The organism is Pseudomonas sp. GW822-FHT07A10 (assembly GCF_058798795.1).
The window spans coordinates 116,272-132,159 of sequence record NZ_JBXAKV010000017.1 but is presented as its reverse complement, the minus strand read 5'-3'; the positions used below and the strand labels follow the sequence as shown (position 1 = coordinate 132,159).

At 56.9% G+C, this 15,888-nt stretch carries 17 protein-coding genes; 8 read left to right on the top strand and 9 right to left on the bottom strand.

Annotated elements, in window-relative coordinates; genetic code table 11:
- Window positions 1–121 precede the first annotated feature (121 nt).
- Window positions 122–559, top strand: a complete 438-nt coding sequence (locus tag AC1RL4_RS24780) for a hypothetical protein (RefSeq protein WP_230172061.1) — start codon at window positions 122–124, stop codon at window positions 557–559.
- Between the two features lie 421 nt (window positions 560–980).
- On the opposite strand, the gene AC1RL4_RS24775 is transcribed toward AC1RL4_RS24780, so the two are convergent.
- A complete protein-coding gene (locus AC1RL4_RS24775; RefSeq protein ID WP_096480618.1) occupies window positions 981–1,517 on the bottom strand; it encodes a dihydrofolate reductase family protein in 537 nt (178 codons plus the stop codon).
- Window positions 1,518–1,684: 167 nt separating this feature from the next.
- Window positions 1,685–2,284, bottom strand: a complete 600-nt coding sequence (locus AC1RL4_RS24770) for a TetR/AcrR family transcriptional regulator (RefSeq protein ID WP_172901196.1) — start codon at window positions 2,282–2,284, stop codon at window positions 1,685–1,687.
- Between the two features lie 149 nt (window positions 2,285–2,433).
- Between AC1RL4_RS24770 and AC1RL4_RS24765 the strand changes: the two genes are divergently transcribed.
- From AC1RL4_RS24765 to AC1RL4_RS24745, 5 genes are all read left to right on the top strand, one after another.
- Window positions 2,434–3,534, top strand: coding sequence for an alkene reductase (locus AC1RL4_RS24765; RefSeq protein ID WP_096480620.1), 1,101 nt, complete (start codon window positions 2,434–2,436; stop codon window positions 3,532–3,534).
- A gap of 52 nt (window positions 3,535–3,586) precedes the next feature.
- Window positions 3,587–4,375 carry an SDR family NAD(P)-dependent oxidoreductase gene (locus tag AC1RL4_RS24760; RefSeq protein WP_096480621.1) on the top strand — a complete coding sequence of 263 codons (789 nt, stop codon included), beginning with the start codon at window positions 3,587–3,589 and terminating at the stop codon, window positions 4,373–4,375.
- Window positions 4,376–4,456: 81 nt separating this feature from the next.
- Window positions 4,457–5,326, top strand: a complete 870-nt coding sequence (locus AC1RL4_RS24755; RefSeq protein WP_096480622.1) for an alpha/beta fold hydrolase — start codon at window positions 4,457–4,459, stop codon at window positions 5,324–5,326.
- Window positions 5,327–5,393: 67 nt separating this feature from the next.
- On the top strand, window positions 5,394–6,392 hold the full coding sequence (locus AC1RL4_RS24750; protein ID WP_096481678.1) for an NADP-dependent oxidoreductase: 999 nt from the start codon (window positions 5,394–5,396) through the stop codon (window positions 6,390–6,392).
- Window positions 6,393–6,741: 349 nt separating this feature from the next.
- Window positions 6,742–6,903, top strand: a complete 162-nt coding sequence (locus tag AC1RL4_RS24745; protein ID WP_172901197.1) for a hypothetical protein — start codon at window positions 6,742–6,744, stop codon at window positions 6,901–6,903.
- A 184-nt stretch (window positions 6,904–7,087) separates the two neighbouring features.
- Here AC1RL4_RS24745 and AC1RL4_RS24740 read toward each other — a convergent pair whose 3' ends face one another.
- The gene (locus AC1RL4_RS24740; RefSeq protein ID WP_096480624.1) at window positions 7,088–8,302 is read right to left on the bottom strand and encodes an MFS transporter; all 1,215 of its coding nucleotides are present in this window, start codon (window positions 8,300–8,302) and stop codon (window positions 7,088–7,090) included.
- Between the two features lie 98 nt (window positions 8,303–8,400).
- Between AC1RL4_RS24740 and AC1RL4_RS24735 the strand changes: the two genes are divergently transcribed.
- On the top strand, window positions 8,401–9,342 hold the full coding sequence (locus AC1RL4_RS24735) for a LysR family transcriptional regulator (RefSeq protein WP_064618400.1): 942 nt from the start codon (window positions 8,401–8,403) through the stop codon (window positions 9,340–9,342).
- A 395-nt stretch (window positions 9,343–9,737) separates the two neighbouring features.
- Here the strand turns inward: AC1RL4_RS24735 and AC1RL4_RS24730 are convergent, their stop codons facing one another.
- The 3 genes from AC1RL4_RS24730 to AC1RL4_RS24720 form a co-directional block, all read right to left on the bottom strand.
- Window positions 9,738–10,307 (bottom strand): DJ-1/PfpI family protein, encoded by a 570-nt coding sequence (locus AC1RL4_RS24730; RefSeq protein WP_096480626.1) that lies wholly within the window; start codon window positions 10,305–10,307, stop codon window positions 9,738–9,740.
- Between the two features lie 153 nt (window positions 10,308–10,460).
- The gene (locus tag AC1RL4_RS24725) at window positions 10,461–11,117 is read right to left on the bottom strand and encodes an HAD hydrolase-like protein (protein WP_019578439.1); all 657 of its coding nucleotides are present in this window, start codon (window positions 11,115–11,117) and stop codon (window positions 10,461–10,463) included.
- A gap of 130 nt (window positions 11,118–11,247) precedes the next feature.
- Window positions 11,248–11,472, bottom strand: coding sequence for a hypothetical protein (locus AC1RL4_RS24720; RefSeq protein WP_032831163.1), 225 nt, complete (start codon window positions 11,470–11,472; stop codon window positions 11,248–11,250).
- A gap of 2 nt (window positions 11,473–11,474) precedes the next feature.
- On the opposite strand from AC1RL4_RS24720, the gene AC1RL4_RS24715 reads away from it, so the two are divergent.
- A complete protein-coding gene (locus tag AC1RL4_RS24715; RefSeq protein WP_230172060.1) occupies window positions 11,475–12,374 on the top strand; it encodes a DMT family transporter in 900 nt (299 codons plus the stop codon).
- Between the two features lie 259 nt (window positions 12,375–12,633).
- Here the strand turns inward: AC1RL4_RS24715 and AC1RL4_RS24710 are convergent, their stop codons facing one another.
- From AC1RL4_RS24710 to AC1RL4_RS24700, 3 genes are all read right to left on the bottom strand, one after another.
- Complete coding sequence (locus tag AC1RL4_RS24710; protein WP_230172056.1) at window positions 12,634–14,244, bottom strand: gamma-glutamyltransferase family protein; 1,611 nt, start codon at window positions 14,242–14,244, stop codon at window positions 12,634–12,636.
- An 80-nt stretch (window positions 14,245–14,324) separates the two neighbouring features.
- Window positions 14,325–15,104: an amino acid ABC transporter ATP-binding protein gene (locus AC1RL4_RS24705; RefSeq protein ID WP_028940982.1), complete on the bottom strand. Its 780-nt coding sequence runs from the start codon at window positions 15,102–15,104 to the stop codon at window positions 14,325–14,327.
- 2 nt (window positions 15,105–15,106) lie between these two features.
- Window positions 15,107–15,880: an amino acid ABC transporter permease gene (locus AC1RL4_RS24700; protein ID WP_230172054.1), complete on the bottom strand. Its 774-nt coding sequence runs from the start codon at window positions 15,878–15,880 to the stop codon at window positions 15,107–15,109.
- Window positions 15,881–15,888: the final 8 nt, after the last annotated feature.

The following is a 15,888-nucleotide window of genomic DNA, read 5'->3' as shown; positions in this document are numbered from 1 at the left end:
ATTTTAAAAGCCATAGCTAGAATCGACAGCCAACGCTATGATGGTGGCTTTTTAGCATCGCCCATCAAATCCAGTTGTTCGCATATCCTGCATTCAACCCAGCACTCTAGGAACTTCACCGATGTACAAAAAGCTCACAGGGATCGTTTTTCTGCTGCTCAGCGGCTGCTCGCTGCATCCATACACGAAGGACGAATTGTTTAACACGGGCGTAGCCAGTCCCGAATATTGTTTGGCGCAGGAACGTTCCGTAGTCGAAGAACGTGTGCAAGGCTATTTGAATCACTGCTTTCATCCGCAAGTAACTTCACTCACAACCGGCGGCACCCTCGTCAACACTATTCAGTTAAAAGTTGACCGGTATAAAGAGCGAAGCGACATGGTGCTCTGGGCGCCGACGATCTATGGCAACCAGTTCTATATGAATGTCGTAGTCTCGGAAAAGAAACCGGCCTGCCAAACCACTATGACCGCCGTAGCCTCCGGCTGGAGCTTTGCGCGCAATTTTCCGAAGATACTGGAAAGTGCCAATGGTGGTGATCCCTGGTGCCCGCTGTAACCGCTGTAACCGCTGTAACCGCTGTAACCGCTGTAACCGCTGTAATTTTTTGCGGGTCCTGGCCCTTAAATATAAAACTTGGCTATAACTTAGCTAAACAATTAGTCGAGTTATCAGTAAGTATGGTAATGCCACAATTACTGGATTCAGGCCTCACGATGTGTTATAGCGCAAAGAAAATCCAAACGTAGATCTGTCTAAGTTGAGTATTTGGGCATTTAACGCCCCGTTCTTTTTGTATCGGGTTCAGGTGCACTGGGATACTGGAGGGCACAAACCGCTGAGTCGCGACAGGCCGATATGGGTCGGTTGCAGCCTTAGCGACAGGCAGAAACCGACCAGAAGTGGTCATTTAGACGACAGTACCGTGGACGAGATGCCATCTCACCCTCGTTTTTGGATCGGGCCTCGCTCCGGAAAATCAAGGAGCCAACTGATAGGTTGACTGCACTAGACCGGAAGGAAAGCATCGGCTATTTACTAGCTTCAATTCAATGTCCTGCGTAAGGGCCCCGAACAATGGTCTTCCCGACCCAATCAGCACGGGAACAGTGGTGATCACCATATCGGCGACTAACCCGTCACGCAGGAATGACTGCACCAATTGCCCGCCATCGACATAGACTCGATGCACACCTTGCCTCGCCAGTTCCGCCAGCAGGTCTGAAGGAGTGAGGTTGGAAAAACGCACTTTTCCCTCTAGCGCATTAGGCACCTGTGAATCGGCCAACTGTTGAGACAACACGATTACTGGCAGGTTGTAGAACCAAGTGTCGAAGGTCAGCACTTTCTCATAGCTCCCCCTCCCCATCACGATAGCATCCTTATCGGCGATGAAGCCCAGGTAGCCGTGATCCTCACTCTGATCATCGCGCTGCAATAGCCAGTCAATGTCACCGTCGGACCTGGCGATATAGCCATCTAGACTGATGGCGATAAAAACATGTGCAGTAGTCATAGAAGTTTCCTTATTCAGACGACGCATGACTGACCGCAAAGAGGATAGTAAAACTAATATATAGCTAAATTTCTTAGCTGGTTTTCTACAAATCCCGCTCAAATCAAATGGGTCAAAAAACTGTGTAGCGTATTTTGATCGCGCGGATAGGCGGTTCACGCTTTGAATTAATCTTCCTTCAACACCGGTTCAACTTCATCGACCGGCAACGAAGCCAACATTTCAGCGCGACAAACCTCAAGGATCTCATCCGCGAGTGCAGAATCATCCGGACAGGCACGCGACAAAATAATCGCGCCGACAGCACGAGACAGCAGGTCGATCATTTTCTTTCTCCCCTCTCCCGCCTCGGCATCCGGTCCCGTCGGATATTTCTCTCCCAGCGTTTGCAGGGTGTGTTCAATGCCTTCGGCAAATGTCGTTTTCACATCATCCGATTGACGCGCCGCGTCGCCGCACAACGCAGCCATAGTGCAACCGCTGCCACGTCCGTCCCGATGTTCTCGGGTCACATAGACGTTGATGAAGCCCGGAACATCGAGCGCTTGGGCGCCTGTCAGCGATTTGGCAAGACTGCAGGCCGAGGCTTCGGCCATCAGGTCGGCCTTCGACCCGAAGTGCTTGTAGAAGCCTCCATGGGTGAAACCGGCAGCCGCCATGAGATCCGCCACACCGACGCCGTCAAAGCCGCGCTCACGGAACAGCTCTGAGGCCGTTTCAACGATGTGCTCTCGATTGGCCTGCGCCTGGGCCTTGGTCACTCTCACGTGCAATACCTCGTGTTTACCGGGAAATCATGCGTCCAATCATACATAGATGCTGGTCATAATCAAAACTGTTGACAGTTTAGATTTCGATCATCATCCTAATTGCACGCAACACCGATCTCCATCAACGGGCACGGAAGAAACACCAGATGACCAATCAGAATCTGTTCACCCCTTACACCCTTGGCAGCCTAACGCTGTCGAACCGGGTAGTCCTTGCGCCGCTGACACGTAACCGCGCAGGCCAGGGCTTCGTCCCCAGCGAGTTCGCGGCCACCTATTACAGCCAACGCGCCAGCGCCGGCCTGCTGATCAGCGAAGCCACGCAGATTTCCCGACAGGGCCAGGGCTATCAGGACACCCCCGGGATCTACACGCAGGCGCAGATAGACGGCTGGCGCACCGTGACCGATGCCGTCCACGCCAAGGGCGGAAAAATCTTCCTGCAACTGTGGCATGTCGGCCGTGTGTCGCATGTTGATCTGCAAGAAAACGGCGCTGCTCCTGTGGCCCCTTCTGCACTGCGCGCCGCCACCAAAGTGTTCGTCAACAACCGTTTTGAAGACGTCTCCGAGCCGCGCGCACTGGACATCAGCGAACTGCCGGGGATCGTCGCCGATTTCCGCCAGGCTGCGTCCAACGCTATCGCCGCTGGGTTCGATGGTGTGGAGATTCACGGTGCAAACGGCTATTTGCTGGATCAATTTCTCAAGGACAGCGCCAATCTGCGTACCGATGCTTACGGTGGTTCGATTGAAAATCGTGCACGTCTGTTGCTCGAAGTGACGACGGCCGTCATCAATGAAATCGGCGCGGATCGCACCGGTGTGCGCCTGTCTCCGGTTTCGCCGGCCAATGGCGTATCCAGCAGCGATCCGCAGGCGCAATTCGATTACGTCGCTGAACAACTCGACGCCCTCGACGTGGTTTATCTGCACGTGGTCGAAGGTGCGACCGGTGGCCCGCGCAACGTGGCGCCCTTCGATTTCGGCGCTCTGCGCCAGCGCTTCAAAAACACCTACATCGCTAACAACGGCTATGACCTGGAGCTGGCGACTTCGAGGCTCTCTGAAGACCAGGCCGACCTGATCGCCTTCGGTCGCCCGTTCATTGGCAATCCGGATCTGGTGGAGCGCCTCAAACGTGGCGCGCCATTGTCCGCGTTCAATCCCGCCACCCTCTATGGCGGCGGTGCGGCTGGCTACATCGACTACCCGACATTGGCTGAATCGAGCGCCACCGCAAGCTGAGCCATCAGTGATCGCGCTTTCTGTTTCACACATCCTGAAAGAGAGATACCCCATGAGCACTCGCCCTACTGTTCTCATCACTGGCGCCTCCACCGGCATTGGCGCGGTCTACGCCGAGCGCTTCGCGCAACGCGGCCACGATCTGGTACTGGTCGCCCGCGATCAGGCGCGCCTGGATGCACTCGCAGCGCGCTTGCGCAGCGAACACGACGTCGCCGTCGATGTCATTGCGGCGGACCTGACCCAACTCAGCGATCTGACAACCGTTGAAAGCCGCCTGCGCGACGACGCCCGCATCGGCATCCTCGTCAATAACGCCGGCGCCGCGCTGTCCGGTAACTTCATCGACCAAAGCACCGACAGCGTTGCGCAACTGGTCGCCCTCAACACCACGGCGCTGGTGCGGCTCGCCAGCGCCATCGCCCCACGCCTGGCCAAGGCAGGCGACGGCGCGATCATCAACATCGGTTCAGTGGTGGGCCTCGCGCCGGAGTTCGGCATGACGGTCTACGGTGCGACCAAGGCATTTGTGCTGTTCCTTTCCCAGGGCCTGAGCCTGGAACTTTCGCCTCAGGGCGTCTACGTGCAGGCCGTGCTGCCCGCCGCCACCCGCACGGAAATCTGGGATCGCTCCGGCGTCGACATCAACACCTTGAGCGAAATCATGGAAGTGGGCGATCTGGTGGATGCCGCCCTGGTCGGTTTTGATCGTCGCGAACCGGTGACCATCCCGCCGCTGCACGAAGCGGAACGCTGGGATGAGCTGCAGAGCGCACGTCAGGGCCTGCTGGGGCAAATCCGCCAGTCTGCAGTCGCCCAGCGCTACCAGCCCCAACCGTGATCTTTTGGTAGCGAGCATTCGCGCCGGATTCGATGCAGGCGCAGGGCACTGCATCGAACCCGGCCACTGTCCGGAGTAGCAATGAATTCAACGCAGACAAGTACGCCCTCGGGTTCACAGACGTCGTTCATCAACGCGACGAACCAGTCGATCACGGTCAACGGCATTCCCTTTGCCTATCGCGATACCGGCCCAGCAACCGGTGTGCCCCTCGTACTGTTCAACCATTGGGGCGCGGTGCTGGACAACTTCGACCCCGCGATCATCGATGGCCTTGCACAAACCAGACGCGTCATTACCACCGACTATCGCGGCATCGGCGGCTCTGGTGGAAGCGCACCACTGACCGTCGGCGAAATGGCTGACGATGCCATCCAGCTGATTCATGCGCTGGGGTTGGAAACCGTTGATGTGCTCGGTTTCTCCCTCGGCGGCTTCGTCGCTCAGGACATCGCCCTGAAGGCACCTAATTTGGTTCGGCGTTTGATTTTGACCGGCACCGGACCAGCCGGCGGCAGCGGTATCGACAAGGTAGGCTCGGTGACATGGCCATTGATGCTCAAAGGCTTGCTGACCTGGCGCGATCCGAAGTTCTACCTGTTTTTTACTTCGACGCCCAATGGCCGTCGATCCGCCTCGCTGTATTTACAGCGCCTGAAAGCACGCAAAAAAAATCGCGACAAGGGCCCGACGCCCAGCGCTTTCCTGCGGCAGTTGAAAGCCATCACCGCGTGGGGCAAACAGCCGCCGCAAGACCTCGGGCGCTTGCGGACGCCGACGCTGATCGTCAACGGCGACAACGACATCATGGTGCCCAGCGTTAACTCGAGTGCACTGGCAAAGCGTATCCCCAACGCACAACTGGTGATTTATGAGGATGCCGGGCACGGCGGTATTTTCCAACACCACGTTGACTTTGTGGCCAAGGCGCAGGCGTTCCTCGATGCCTGACAACGCGGCGCAGCAACGCAGCAACGCACCGGCTACCCTCCTTACAACCGACAAGAGCCGCACCACGATGAAAGCATTTCTAATTGATCGCTATGGCAAGAACCCCGGGCGGATTGGCGAAGCTCCCGCCCCCGCAGCGAGTGCCCACGACGTTTTGATCGAGGTACACGCCAGCAGCGTCAACGTGCTGGATTCGAAGATCAGCAATGGCGAATTCAAACTGATCCTGCCCTACTCATTTCCGTTGATCCTGGGTAACGATCTGGCAGGCGTCGTGATTGAGGTGGGCTCGAAGGTGACACGCTTCAAACCGGGAGACGAAGTGTACGCTCGCCCACCGGAAGCGCGGATCGGCACGTTCGCCGAATTGATCGCCGTGAACGAGAACGCGATCGCCCTGAAACCTGCCAATACCAGCATGGCACAAGCAGCGTCCCTCCCCTTGGTTGCACTGACCGCCTGGCAAGTGCTGGTCGAAATCGCCCAACTGAAAAAGGGTCAGAAAGTGCTGATTCACGCAGGCTCCGGCGGCGTCGGCACCCTCGCCATCCAGCTCGCCAAACACCTCGGTGCCTTTGTCGCTACAACCACCAGCACTGCGAATGTCGAATGGGTGAAGGCATTGGGGGCCGATTTGGTGATCGACTACAAAAAGCAGAACTTCGAAAGTGTCTTGCACGACTACGACGTAGTGTTGAACAGTCTCGGCGCCGATGTCCTGGAGAAGTCACTCAAGGTGCTCAAGCCAGGTGGCCAGCTCATTTCCATCTCAGGGCCACCCACTGCGCAGTTCGCGCAGGAGCAAGGATTGTCCTGGCCATTGCAACAAGTCATGCGCCTGCTGAGCCTCGGTATTCGGCGCAAGGCACGCAAGCAAGACGTCAGCTACAGGTTTGTATTCATGCGGGCCAACGGCGCCCAACTGCAACAAATAACCGCGCTCATTGAGGCCGGCATCATCAAACCGGTGATTGACCGCGCCTTCCCCTTTGAATCAACGGCAGAGGCGTTGAAGTATGTCGAGCAGGGACGAGCCAAAGGCAAGGTCGTTATTTCGATCAAATGACTACGCCACCTATCGATGAGTCGACCGAAGAGCCCGAGCAACTTTTAGCACACCAGCATTCTTCATCCGGGCTGAGCGAGTTGACGACACTAGAGTTGCCGAAACAGGAAGCGCAGCAAACGGACGTCGTGCCTGTTGCACTAACTGTGATCCTATGGCGCAGTTTGATGCTTAAGCAGTAGATCTCGGCCTCGCCACAGCCACCGTACAAAGCACATTCATAATCAGTTTGGCGACTCTCTCCGTAGCACAATTGACGCACCCGAGGATGAATATACGTTCATCAAAAACATTGTTCTATGCGTCTAGCCTGTGGGTTCTGACATAGTGAATACAGGAGTAACCCACCATGTTCTCGCACGAAAGCGTCCCGCTGATCATCATTTTCATCATCCTGCTGCTTGGCGTGCTTACCGCCGTCCTCCATCCGGTACATGCGTTCTATAGCTGGCTTCAGAGGCGCAGGGAAAAATCATCCGCCGAGATCGCGAAAGAGGTGGATTCGCGCTGAACTTTTTTTAACGAGCCCGGCTAAGTCCGGGCTTTTTTTGAAGCTTTCGGGCCAGAAGCAGCCACTCAACGCGACTCGATAATTCCCACCCGACCGTGCATCATCATGCTCGCCACGATCCCGTCGTGGCATCACCTCTGCCCACCCTCTTAGGGTTGATAAATCCTCAACGCCTCGGCAGTAGTTAACGCCTGAAAGCATGCCCCTTGGCTATCGAAACAATCAACAACGCTGGTAACAACAATGCCAGCGCTACCCAGGGAATAGCACCTGCCCCCCATGTTTCCAGGAAAATGCCGCCGATCACACCACTGCCTGCAAACGCCAGATTGAAGACGGTCACCAACATTGATTGCGCAATATCGGCGCCGTCACTGGCAACATCAGCCAAGGAGGTTTGCAATAAGGTTGGCGCACCACCGAAGCTCATCCCCCACAGGACGATGCCGATATAGATCGCACTGACGGGCAGGTCACCCAAGCCCAGGGCAAACGAAACCAGGATGAATGCTGTCAGGCTGAGCAGTACCAGACTCCGAAGCCTGTCATCAATCAGCGTGCCAATCATCCATAGACCGAACAAGGCCGCAATACCGAATGAAAGGAGGCCCCGATCTATCTGATCGGCCAATCCAACAGAAGCCAGGAACGCAGCAATATAGGTATAGAGGGTGTAGTGGGCCAGGATCCAGAGCATGACCACCGCCAGCACGGGCCGCACGCCTGGGGTTTGCAGGACCCTGCGTAGCGGCAAGCGTCGATCGGAGCGTTGTCCGGGATAATCAGGCACTTTCAGATATATCCAGGCCATCAGCAAAAGGCTGAGTCCTGAGAGAGTCCCGAACACACAACGCCATCCCAGCAGCTTGCCGAGCCAGGCACCTAGCGGTACGCCTAGGGCTAGTGCCAAAGGGATGCCGAGCATGGCCAGCGCCATTGCGCGACCGTGCTGCTGTGGGGCGACCAATCGTCTGGCATAGCCGGCCAGCAGGCTCCAGGCCAGACCGGTTGCGATACCCACCATGAAGCGGGCAGCCAGCGTCAATGAAAACCAGGGCGACAGAGCGGTCACCGCATTACAGACGCAAAACACCCCGACAGCCAGTAATAGCACCAAGCGCCGACGCCAGCCCTGCAACGCGAGAGTCAATGGAATAGCCGCTAACCCTGAGCCCAGTGCACATAGGGTCACCATCTGACCAGCCCACGCTTGCGACACACCAAATGCCTCGGCGATTTGCGGCAAAAGTCCTGCTGGCACCGTTTCGTTGGCGGTGGCGATAAAGCTCCCCATTGTCAGCGCCAACATGGCCGCCAATGGGAGACGCCCAGTAGTGAGGTATTTGGTATTGCCCGATGTCGTGAAAGAGCCATTTTCAAATTGCGATTTGCCGGTCATGACCTGTGCTCAGAGGAATGGGAGACGTGAGTGTGATGAATTGCTACGGATTTGATAATTGGTCTACCATTTGATGAACCATCAAATTTGAATTGAATATGGCTACTGACCGATTGGGCGACATGCGTTTGTTTGTCGAAGCGGCAGCACTCGGCAGCTTGTCTGCCGCAGGGCGCAAACTGGCGCTGTCGCCGGCCGCGGCCAGCGCGCGACTTATCAAGCTTGAGGCGGCGCTGCGCACCAAGTTGTTTGATCGCACAACGCGTCAGTTGCGCCTCACGGAAGAAGGTCGGTTTTATTTGCAGCAATGCTGGGTCGCATTGCGGGCTATCGATGAGGCGGAAGCTGGGCTTCAAGCCAGTCAAACAGAGGTGCGTGGCAAGGTCCGGATATCCGCATCCGCCGATTTTGGCCGCAATCTTTTAAATGACTGGCTTGAGACATTCAGTACATTGCACCCGGAACTGTACGTCGCACTGACGTTGTCGGACTCGGTGTCAAATCTGGTGCAGGACGATGTCGATCTGGCAATCCGGTTTGGACAGCCGCATGACAGCTCGATGATCGCCAGGCAGTTGGCTCCCAACTGGCGAGTACTGTGCGCTTCGCCTGATTATCTGGCGCGATACGGTGAACCCCAAACCCCTACTGACTTGCCTAGCCACAAGTTCATCGTGCTGGTGACGTCTGCAGGTCCATTGAACACCTTTCACTTTGTGGTGGATGGTCAGGAATGGAACCACACCGTTCCCATGAGCCAGGCATGGGAAACCAACGACGGCGCCCTCGCGCGCGCATGGGCGTTGGCTGGACATGGCATCGCACGCAAGACCATTTGGGATGCGGCAGCCGATATCCGTGCTGGACGACTGAAGGTGCTGTTACCTGACTTTTGTGTCCGAGAGGCCGGCGTCTACGCGGTATTACACGGCAATCGTTACCGGATTCCCCGCGTGCGTGTATTGCTGGATTTCCTTACCGACCATTTTGATCGCGCAACCGATGAGCTGTTGTTCGACCTTAAAGTACCTAATGCCTGATGTTAGGAGGTTGTAAGCCACGCCATACCGGATAAGAGTTGCCGTCAAGTGCGCAATGAGGTTGCCTAGGTCGGGGGCAGACAATTTCCAGTAAGTTGAATAGCCCTCTGGTCTCGTAGACACATCTGACTGGCTGCTGGAGCGTCCGCTATGGGTCGATTCTGTTGAAAAAGTCGGTTCTTCCAGACGGCCTGCATACTAACCGCTGAAAACGCCTATTTTGCGCGCTGCTACGCGAAATCCGAGTCCTGAACCTTCTGCCCAAAACACAGACTTCAATCTCAGGCGCGTACTTTTCTGCCGTGGAAACCGAAGCCGACTTTTTCAACAGAATCGGCCAAGAGCGGACACTCGAGCACATCACCTGGTTGGCTGTTTTTTCAGGGTCGAAGCGGTCACCGATGTTCCGCTGCCAACATTGACCTGAACTGAGAAATGATATCTGAAGTTAACCCGGCAGCTTCGAACACTGCGCAGGTAAAGCTAACGGGAGCAGGACCTGGCGCAGTTATGATGCGGTCAGCAACCACAGCTACTGGACTGCTTCGATAAAGCGAGGACCCTTCATAACCTGCGGCATTCTGTTGTAAAAAGTCAGCGCTGTTCGAGGTATGAGAAACCGTGTCGAGAAGCCCGGCTCTCGCAAGTGCCAGCGTTCCCCCACAGATACCGGCAATTGTCGCGCCACTTGAACGACTAGTATGAAGAAAGTCCCGAATATCCGGTGCATCTGCACGTTCCCAGATCATTCCACCGATGACGACAACAACGTCCGGTTTCCAGTCCAGGCATTGTTGCAAGCTGCAATTCACAGTTACTGCCAATCCACCCTGCGAGCGGAACTGCCCCGTAGTAGAGGCGAAAAACCTAACGTCGATCCCGTAGAACGGGGATGCGGTTCCTGCAATGAAAGCATATTCCCAGTCCGCAAAACCGGGTGTCAGTATCAATCCCACGCGTGCCATCAGTCAGAATCCTCCATGAAAACGAATAACATAAAGCGACAACACATAGATCTCAATGGCTGCCTTGGGTCGAAAGTTTCCCCTCACCGCTGACAGCTCTCGGCCAGAGGCTGATTGTTGGAATCGGCTGAAATCGCCACTCAATGGTCAAGCCTATAAACTTGCGGATGACTCAAGGTGCGTATCACTTCCTGCCAGTCGCCGTAATTCGCTCACATCGGCGAACCACTCATGGGACTGAAGACTGTGGAATGCATCATATGCTCCATATCCCCAGGCGACCGCACCAAAGGCGATACCGGCAGTCGCTGCTGCTTCACCATCCGTAGGTTGGTCGCCGATGTAGATAACGTCTTCTGGCGCCACGTCGAATTTGCGCATGACACGGCGCAAGCGAGACGCCTTGCCGAAAATGGAGACGCCGCACTCGAAGGCCCGGATATGTCGACAGCTGGAGCCCAAAATTTGCGTGATATTTTCTTGGGAATTAGAAGATACCACCGCCAGAATCAGTCCTCTCTCGTCAAGATGGGCAAGGGTATTTGCAATGTTATTGAACAGTGGGATCGAGCTTCGATGTTTCCTCATCAAGCTCATGAAGGTTCGCGCCACCAGAGGCAGCTTCCAGCGAGGCATTCCGATATGAGCCATGATCTCCCGAGCCCCCTGCTTGCGCAGACAGTCCAACTCTTGCGGGTGAATTCGACTGAATGCGTGTCTGTCAGCAACCTGGTTGAACACTGAAACAAAGAACGGAAAGGAATCAGCGAGCGTGCCGTCAAAGTCGAAAATGGCAAGCCGGTATGACATGTAAAAGCTCCTTCCTGTAGTGGTGGCAGCCGAGTCCAGGCGGCTGCTTGTGCTGGGCGATTAATTCACCCGATTGGTGGGAAAGGCGCATTATCCCTGCTCCGGAATCTGCCCGGAAGGAGTAAGTGGCTTAACGCTGTTGCCGTATCTGACTACCTTCAAGGCCTTGACTTGATTTATCGAACTCGCCGAGCATATTCCGATGATTGCCAAGGCCAGAGTCGTTTTTCTCGCCACCCGCAATCACCTCAACCATCCGCTTCAGCACTCCTTCACGGCGATGCATGGGAGTAAACGTCCCATCGATGTGGGGCGGCATTCTATCGAACGACAAATCAGCGACAGGGATCGTCATCAATGCAATCGACTTTCAGCAAAGGCATCATATTTGCCCTCTCCGCCGCGGCACTGAACGCAACGATCGGTGTACTCAGCAAAGTACTCATGAGTAATGGCTTCACCGCCAGCAGTGTCGCTGTCATCAAGACCGTACTGGGTTGCATGCTTCTCTCGATCTTACTGCTTTTCCTCAAGCGCCCGGCGTCGACGACCAAATGGACTCAGGCGGCTATCTGCGCATTCCTTGGCATCTTTGTGCTGTTCCACTTCGAAACGTCCGCCTATCGACATTACGCTGCAGCAGGTGTGGTGGTTGTGCTGATGGCCAGTGCCTCAATTTCCTCGATCATTCTCGGGCGAATTTTTCTCAAGGATGCCATCACCGCGAACGCTACCGTGGGCGCCGCACTGGCTATCGCTGGGATCGCGGTGATCTTCGGCGCCGACCTGCAGCAGGGCTTTACCTTACAAGGTGCTGCGCTAGCCTCCATGGCCGGCTGCGGCTATGGGGCCTTTTCGGTTGCCATGAAGCGGATGGGTGTGTCGGGGGGGCTGCACTTCACGCGGCAATTGTTGTTCTTTGGCAGCCTGTACCTGCTGATGCCGGCAGCGGCCGATGGTTTCGCGATCGGCGAGCTGTCGCCGCTGGCGATCGCCGCACTGCTGGCGCTGGCCGCGCTGCCGACAATCCTGGGCTTCTTCTGCACCACCAAGGCCATCGAATATCTCAAGCCATCCCAAGTGCAGGCGCTGGAGCTGACCGAGCCGTTGTTCGCCTCGCTGCTGGCGTTTGTGGTGCTCAATGAAGTACCGCGCGAAAGCCTGTACGCAGGGGCAGTACTGATCATCGTCGGCCTGTGTTTTTCCAATGAGCTGATCCGCTTAGGCAGCAAAGCATCCGTCCCTTCGACCGAGTGAGCTACTTTCGGATCCTGATTGCTTTAGCAATCAGTGATTTTGAAGTGTTTTCAGGGCTTTGTCGTTTCTGGGGATGCGAGCGAGCAGCCCCTCTAAGCCCCAGCAATCTCCACTGAACCTACCGCGCCCCAACTACGTCCAGTCGAACAAAGCTGGACCACACGCAAGGCCACGCTGTGCATCAGTTCCGCGCACGGATGCACAGCGTATTTTTCACGCAGAAGAGACCGAGTCGTCTTCGTTTGTTTTCAGCTACCTGTTACCACACAGCAATATGGGAATCGGCCCGCGGCTCGGTGCCGCCGCACAACACACCGGTGTCCGGGTCGCGGATGATGATCTGCCCTCGGCCATAGTTGATCAGGTCGCAATCGACCTGAACCTTATGTCCGCGCCGGGCCAGCGAAGCGGCCAAGTCCCTCGACGCCCCCTGCTCGATGCCGACTTTCATGCCTCCCAGCCATTGCCATCGCGGTGCGTCCAGCGCCGCTTGGGGATTGAGACCAAAATCCACCAGGTTCATGACCATCTGCACATGGCCTTGGGGCTGCATGTAGCCACCCATGACGCCGAACGGTCCCACCGGCGCGTCACCTTTACTGATGAAACCAGGAATGATGGTGTGGAAGGTCTTTTTGCCCGGTGCCAGGCAGTTGGCGTGGTCAGGGTCGAGACTGAATTCCTGCCCACGGTTCTGCAAGGCGATGCCGCTGTCTGGCAGCACCACGCCGGAACCGAAGCCGTGGTAGTTACTCTGGATGAAGGACACCATATTGCCCTGCGCATCTGCCGTGGCCAGGTACACCGTACCGCTGGCGTGAGGATCGCCGGGATCAGGTTGCTGAGCCTGATCAACGATCTGTTCACGGCGTTGGCTGCTATAGGTGTCGCTGAGAAGATCAGCCACCGCCACACGCATGTGCAGCGGATCGGTGATGTAATGCAGGCCATCGCTGTAGGCCAGCTTCATGGCTTCCAATTGACGATGCCAGGTCTGCTGGCTGTCTCGGTGATCGAAGTCGAACCCCTGAAGGATTTTCAGGGTCATCAGGGCCACCAATCCTTGCCCGCTTGGAGGGATTTCCCACACATCGTAGCCGCGGTAATTGATGCTGATCGGGTCCACCCATTGGGCGCGATAGTCCTGCAGGTCGCGGGCTCGCAGGTAGCCGCCGGTGGCGCGGGAATGGGCATCCAGCCGCTGAGCCAGAGCGCCGCGATAGAGGCTTTCGCAAGCGCTGTCCGCCAGTTCTTCCAGCGTTCGGGCTTGCGCCGGGTTGCGGAATAATTCACCGGCCTTTGGCGCACGGCCATCAATCAGGAACGTGTCGAACCAGGCGTCGAGCACCGGGTCTCGATGGGGACTGAATTCATCCAGAGCAGTCTGCCATTGTCGGGCGACCACCGGCGACACTGGGAAGCCCTCCCGGGCCAAACTGATCGCGGGCTGCAGCAACTCGGCAAAGGGCAGCTTGCCGAACCGTCTGGACAACTCCGCCCAGGCCGAAGGACAACCGGGCACCGTGACCGGCGTCCAGCCATAAAGCGGCATCTGCTCGTGACCACACGCCTTGACTGCATCGATCGTCAGTGCCGCCGGCGCTTGGCCGTTGCCGTTCAGTCCGTGCAATTGGCCTTTGCTCCAGACCAGAGCAAAAGCGTCGCCGCCCAAGCCGCAGCCGGTGGGTTCAACTACCGTTAGCACCGCCGCTGTAGCGATCGCGGCATCAATGGCATTGCCGCCGTTGCGCATGATTTCGATGCCGGCCTCGGCGGCCAGTGGCTGTGAAGCCGCGACCATGCCACGGCGGGAAAACACACTCTGACGTTGCGACGGATAGGGATATTCGTGGGCAGAAAATTTCAACATGGCAAAGCTCTTCCAGACAAAGATTCATTGGCCGCAGGTATCCGGTTCCATTGCCGGGTAAAAAACCCTGACTGAGAAGGTCACAGCACGCGGCTGAGAAAGGCCCGAGTTCGCGGGTGTGTCGGTCGACTGAAGATCTGTTCCGGCGGCCCCTGCTCAATCAATTCGCCCTGATCGAGGACCACCACGCGATCAGCGACTTCTCTGGCAAAACCCATTTCATGGGTGACCACTACCATGGTCATGCCGTCATCGGCCAACTGCTTCATCACCTGCAGGACCTCGCCGACGGTTTCCGGATCCAGGGCGCTGGTAGGCTCGTCGAACAGCATGGCTAGAGGTTTCATCGCCAGCGCCCGGGCGATCGCCACGCGCTGCTGCTGTCCACCGGACAACATCGACGGGTAATGCATGGCCTTGTCCGCCAGACCGACCCGGGCGAGCAAGGCCCGGGCCTGTTCCAACGCTTCGGCGCGTGGCACACCGAGCACCTGGATCGGTGCCTCAATGATGTTTTCCAGCGCGGTCATGTGGGGGAACAGATTGAAACGTTGAAAGACCATGCCGATGTCCCGACGCTGGCGAGCGATATTGCGCTCGGAGTCGCGCACCAGGCTGCCGTCGGCGCGCTCGCGGTAGCCCATGGAGCGGCCGTTGACGCGTATGCGCCCTCCTTGAATGTCTTCCAGCAGATTGATGCAGCGAATGAAGGTGGTCTTGCCTGAACCCGATGCGCCGATCAACACCACCACTTCACCGCGCCGCACCTGCAAGGAAATTCCCTTGAGAATCTCCAGGTCGCCGAAGGACTTATGAACGTCCAGGGCCTCGATTATCAGTTCTTCACTTTTGTGCGCCATGCTTAACGCCCCCTCAGCAATTTGAGCGTGCCGCGGCCAAACATGCGACTGCCGGCCGCTGGCGGTGCGGGTCGATCGGACTGTCCGAAACGCGCTTCCAGCCAACGCTGGAAGAAGCCCCAGAGGGTGGTCAGCAGCAGGAAATAAATCGCCACCACCAGGTACAGTTCAAATACCCGGAATGTCGCCGACGTGACCATTTGCGTACTCAGCAGCAACTCCTGCACGCCAATCACGCTGACCAGCGTCGTATTCTTGAGCATCACGTTGAATTCGTTGCCCAACGGCGGAACGATGACCCGGAACGCCTGAGGCAAAACGATACGCCGCATCAGTTTGGCGAAGGTCATGCCCAGCGAACGCCCAGCCTCATACTGCCCCTTGTCGACGGCACCGATCCCGGCACGAATGATCTCGGCCATGTAGGCACCTTCGTTCAGGCCCAGGGCGATGATCGCTGCCTGAATATTGCCCGGCACCACCAAACCAAACAGTTCCACGTCCTCGAAACGGAAGATGCCGCCGGCCGCCAACGCGGTATAGAGAAAAACGATTTGCACCAACAGCGGAGTGCCGCGCATCAGCCACACATATAACCGTACCGGCAGGTTGAGCAACGGGTTGCGCGACAGACGCATCAGCGCCGCTGCCAGCCCAAGCACGCAGCCCAACGCCATTGCCAGCACACTGATCAGGCAGGTCAACCAGAGCCCAGTGAGGTACACCCCGCTGGGCTGCAAAAGGTATTGCCAGAACACATCCCAATTGAAATTCATCGAGCGCT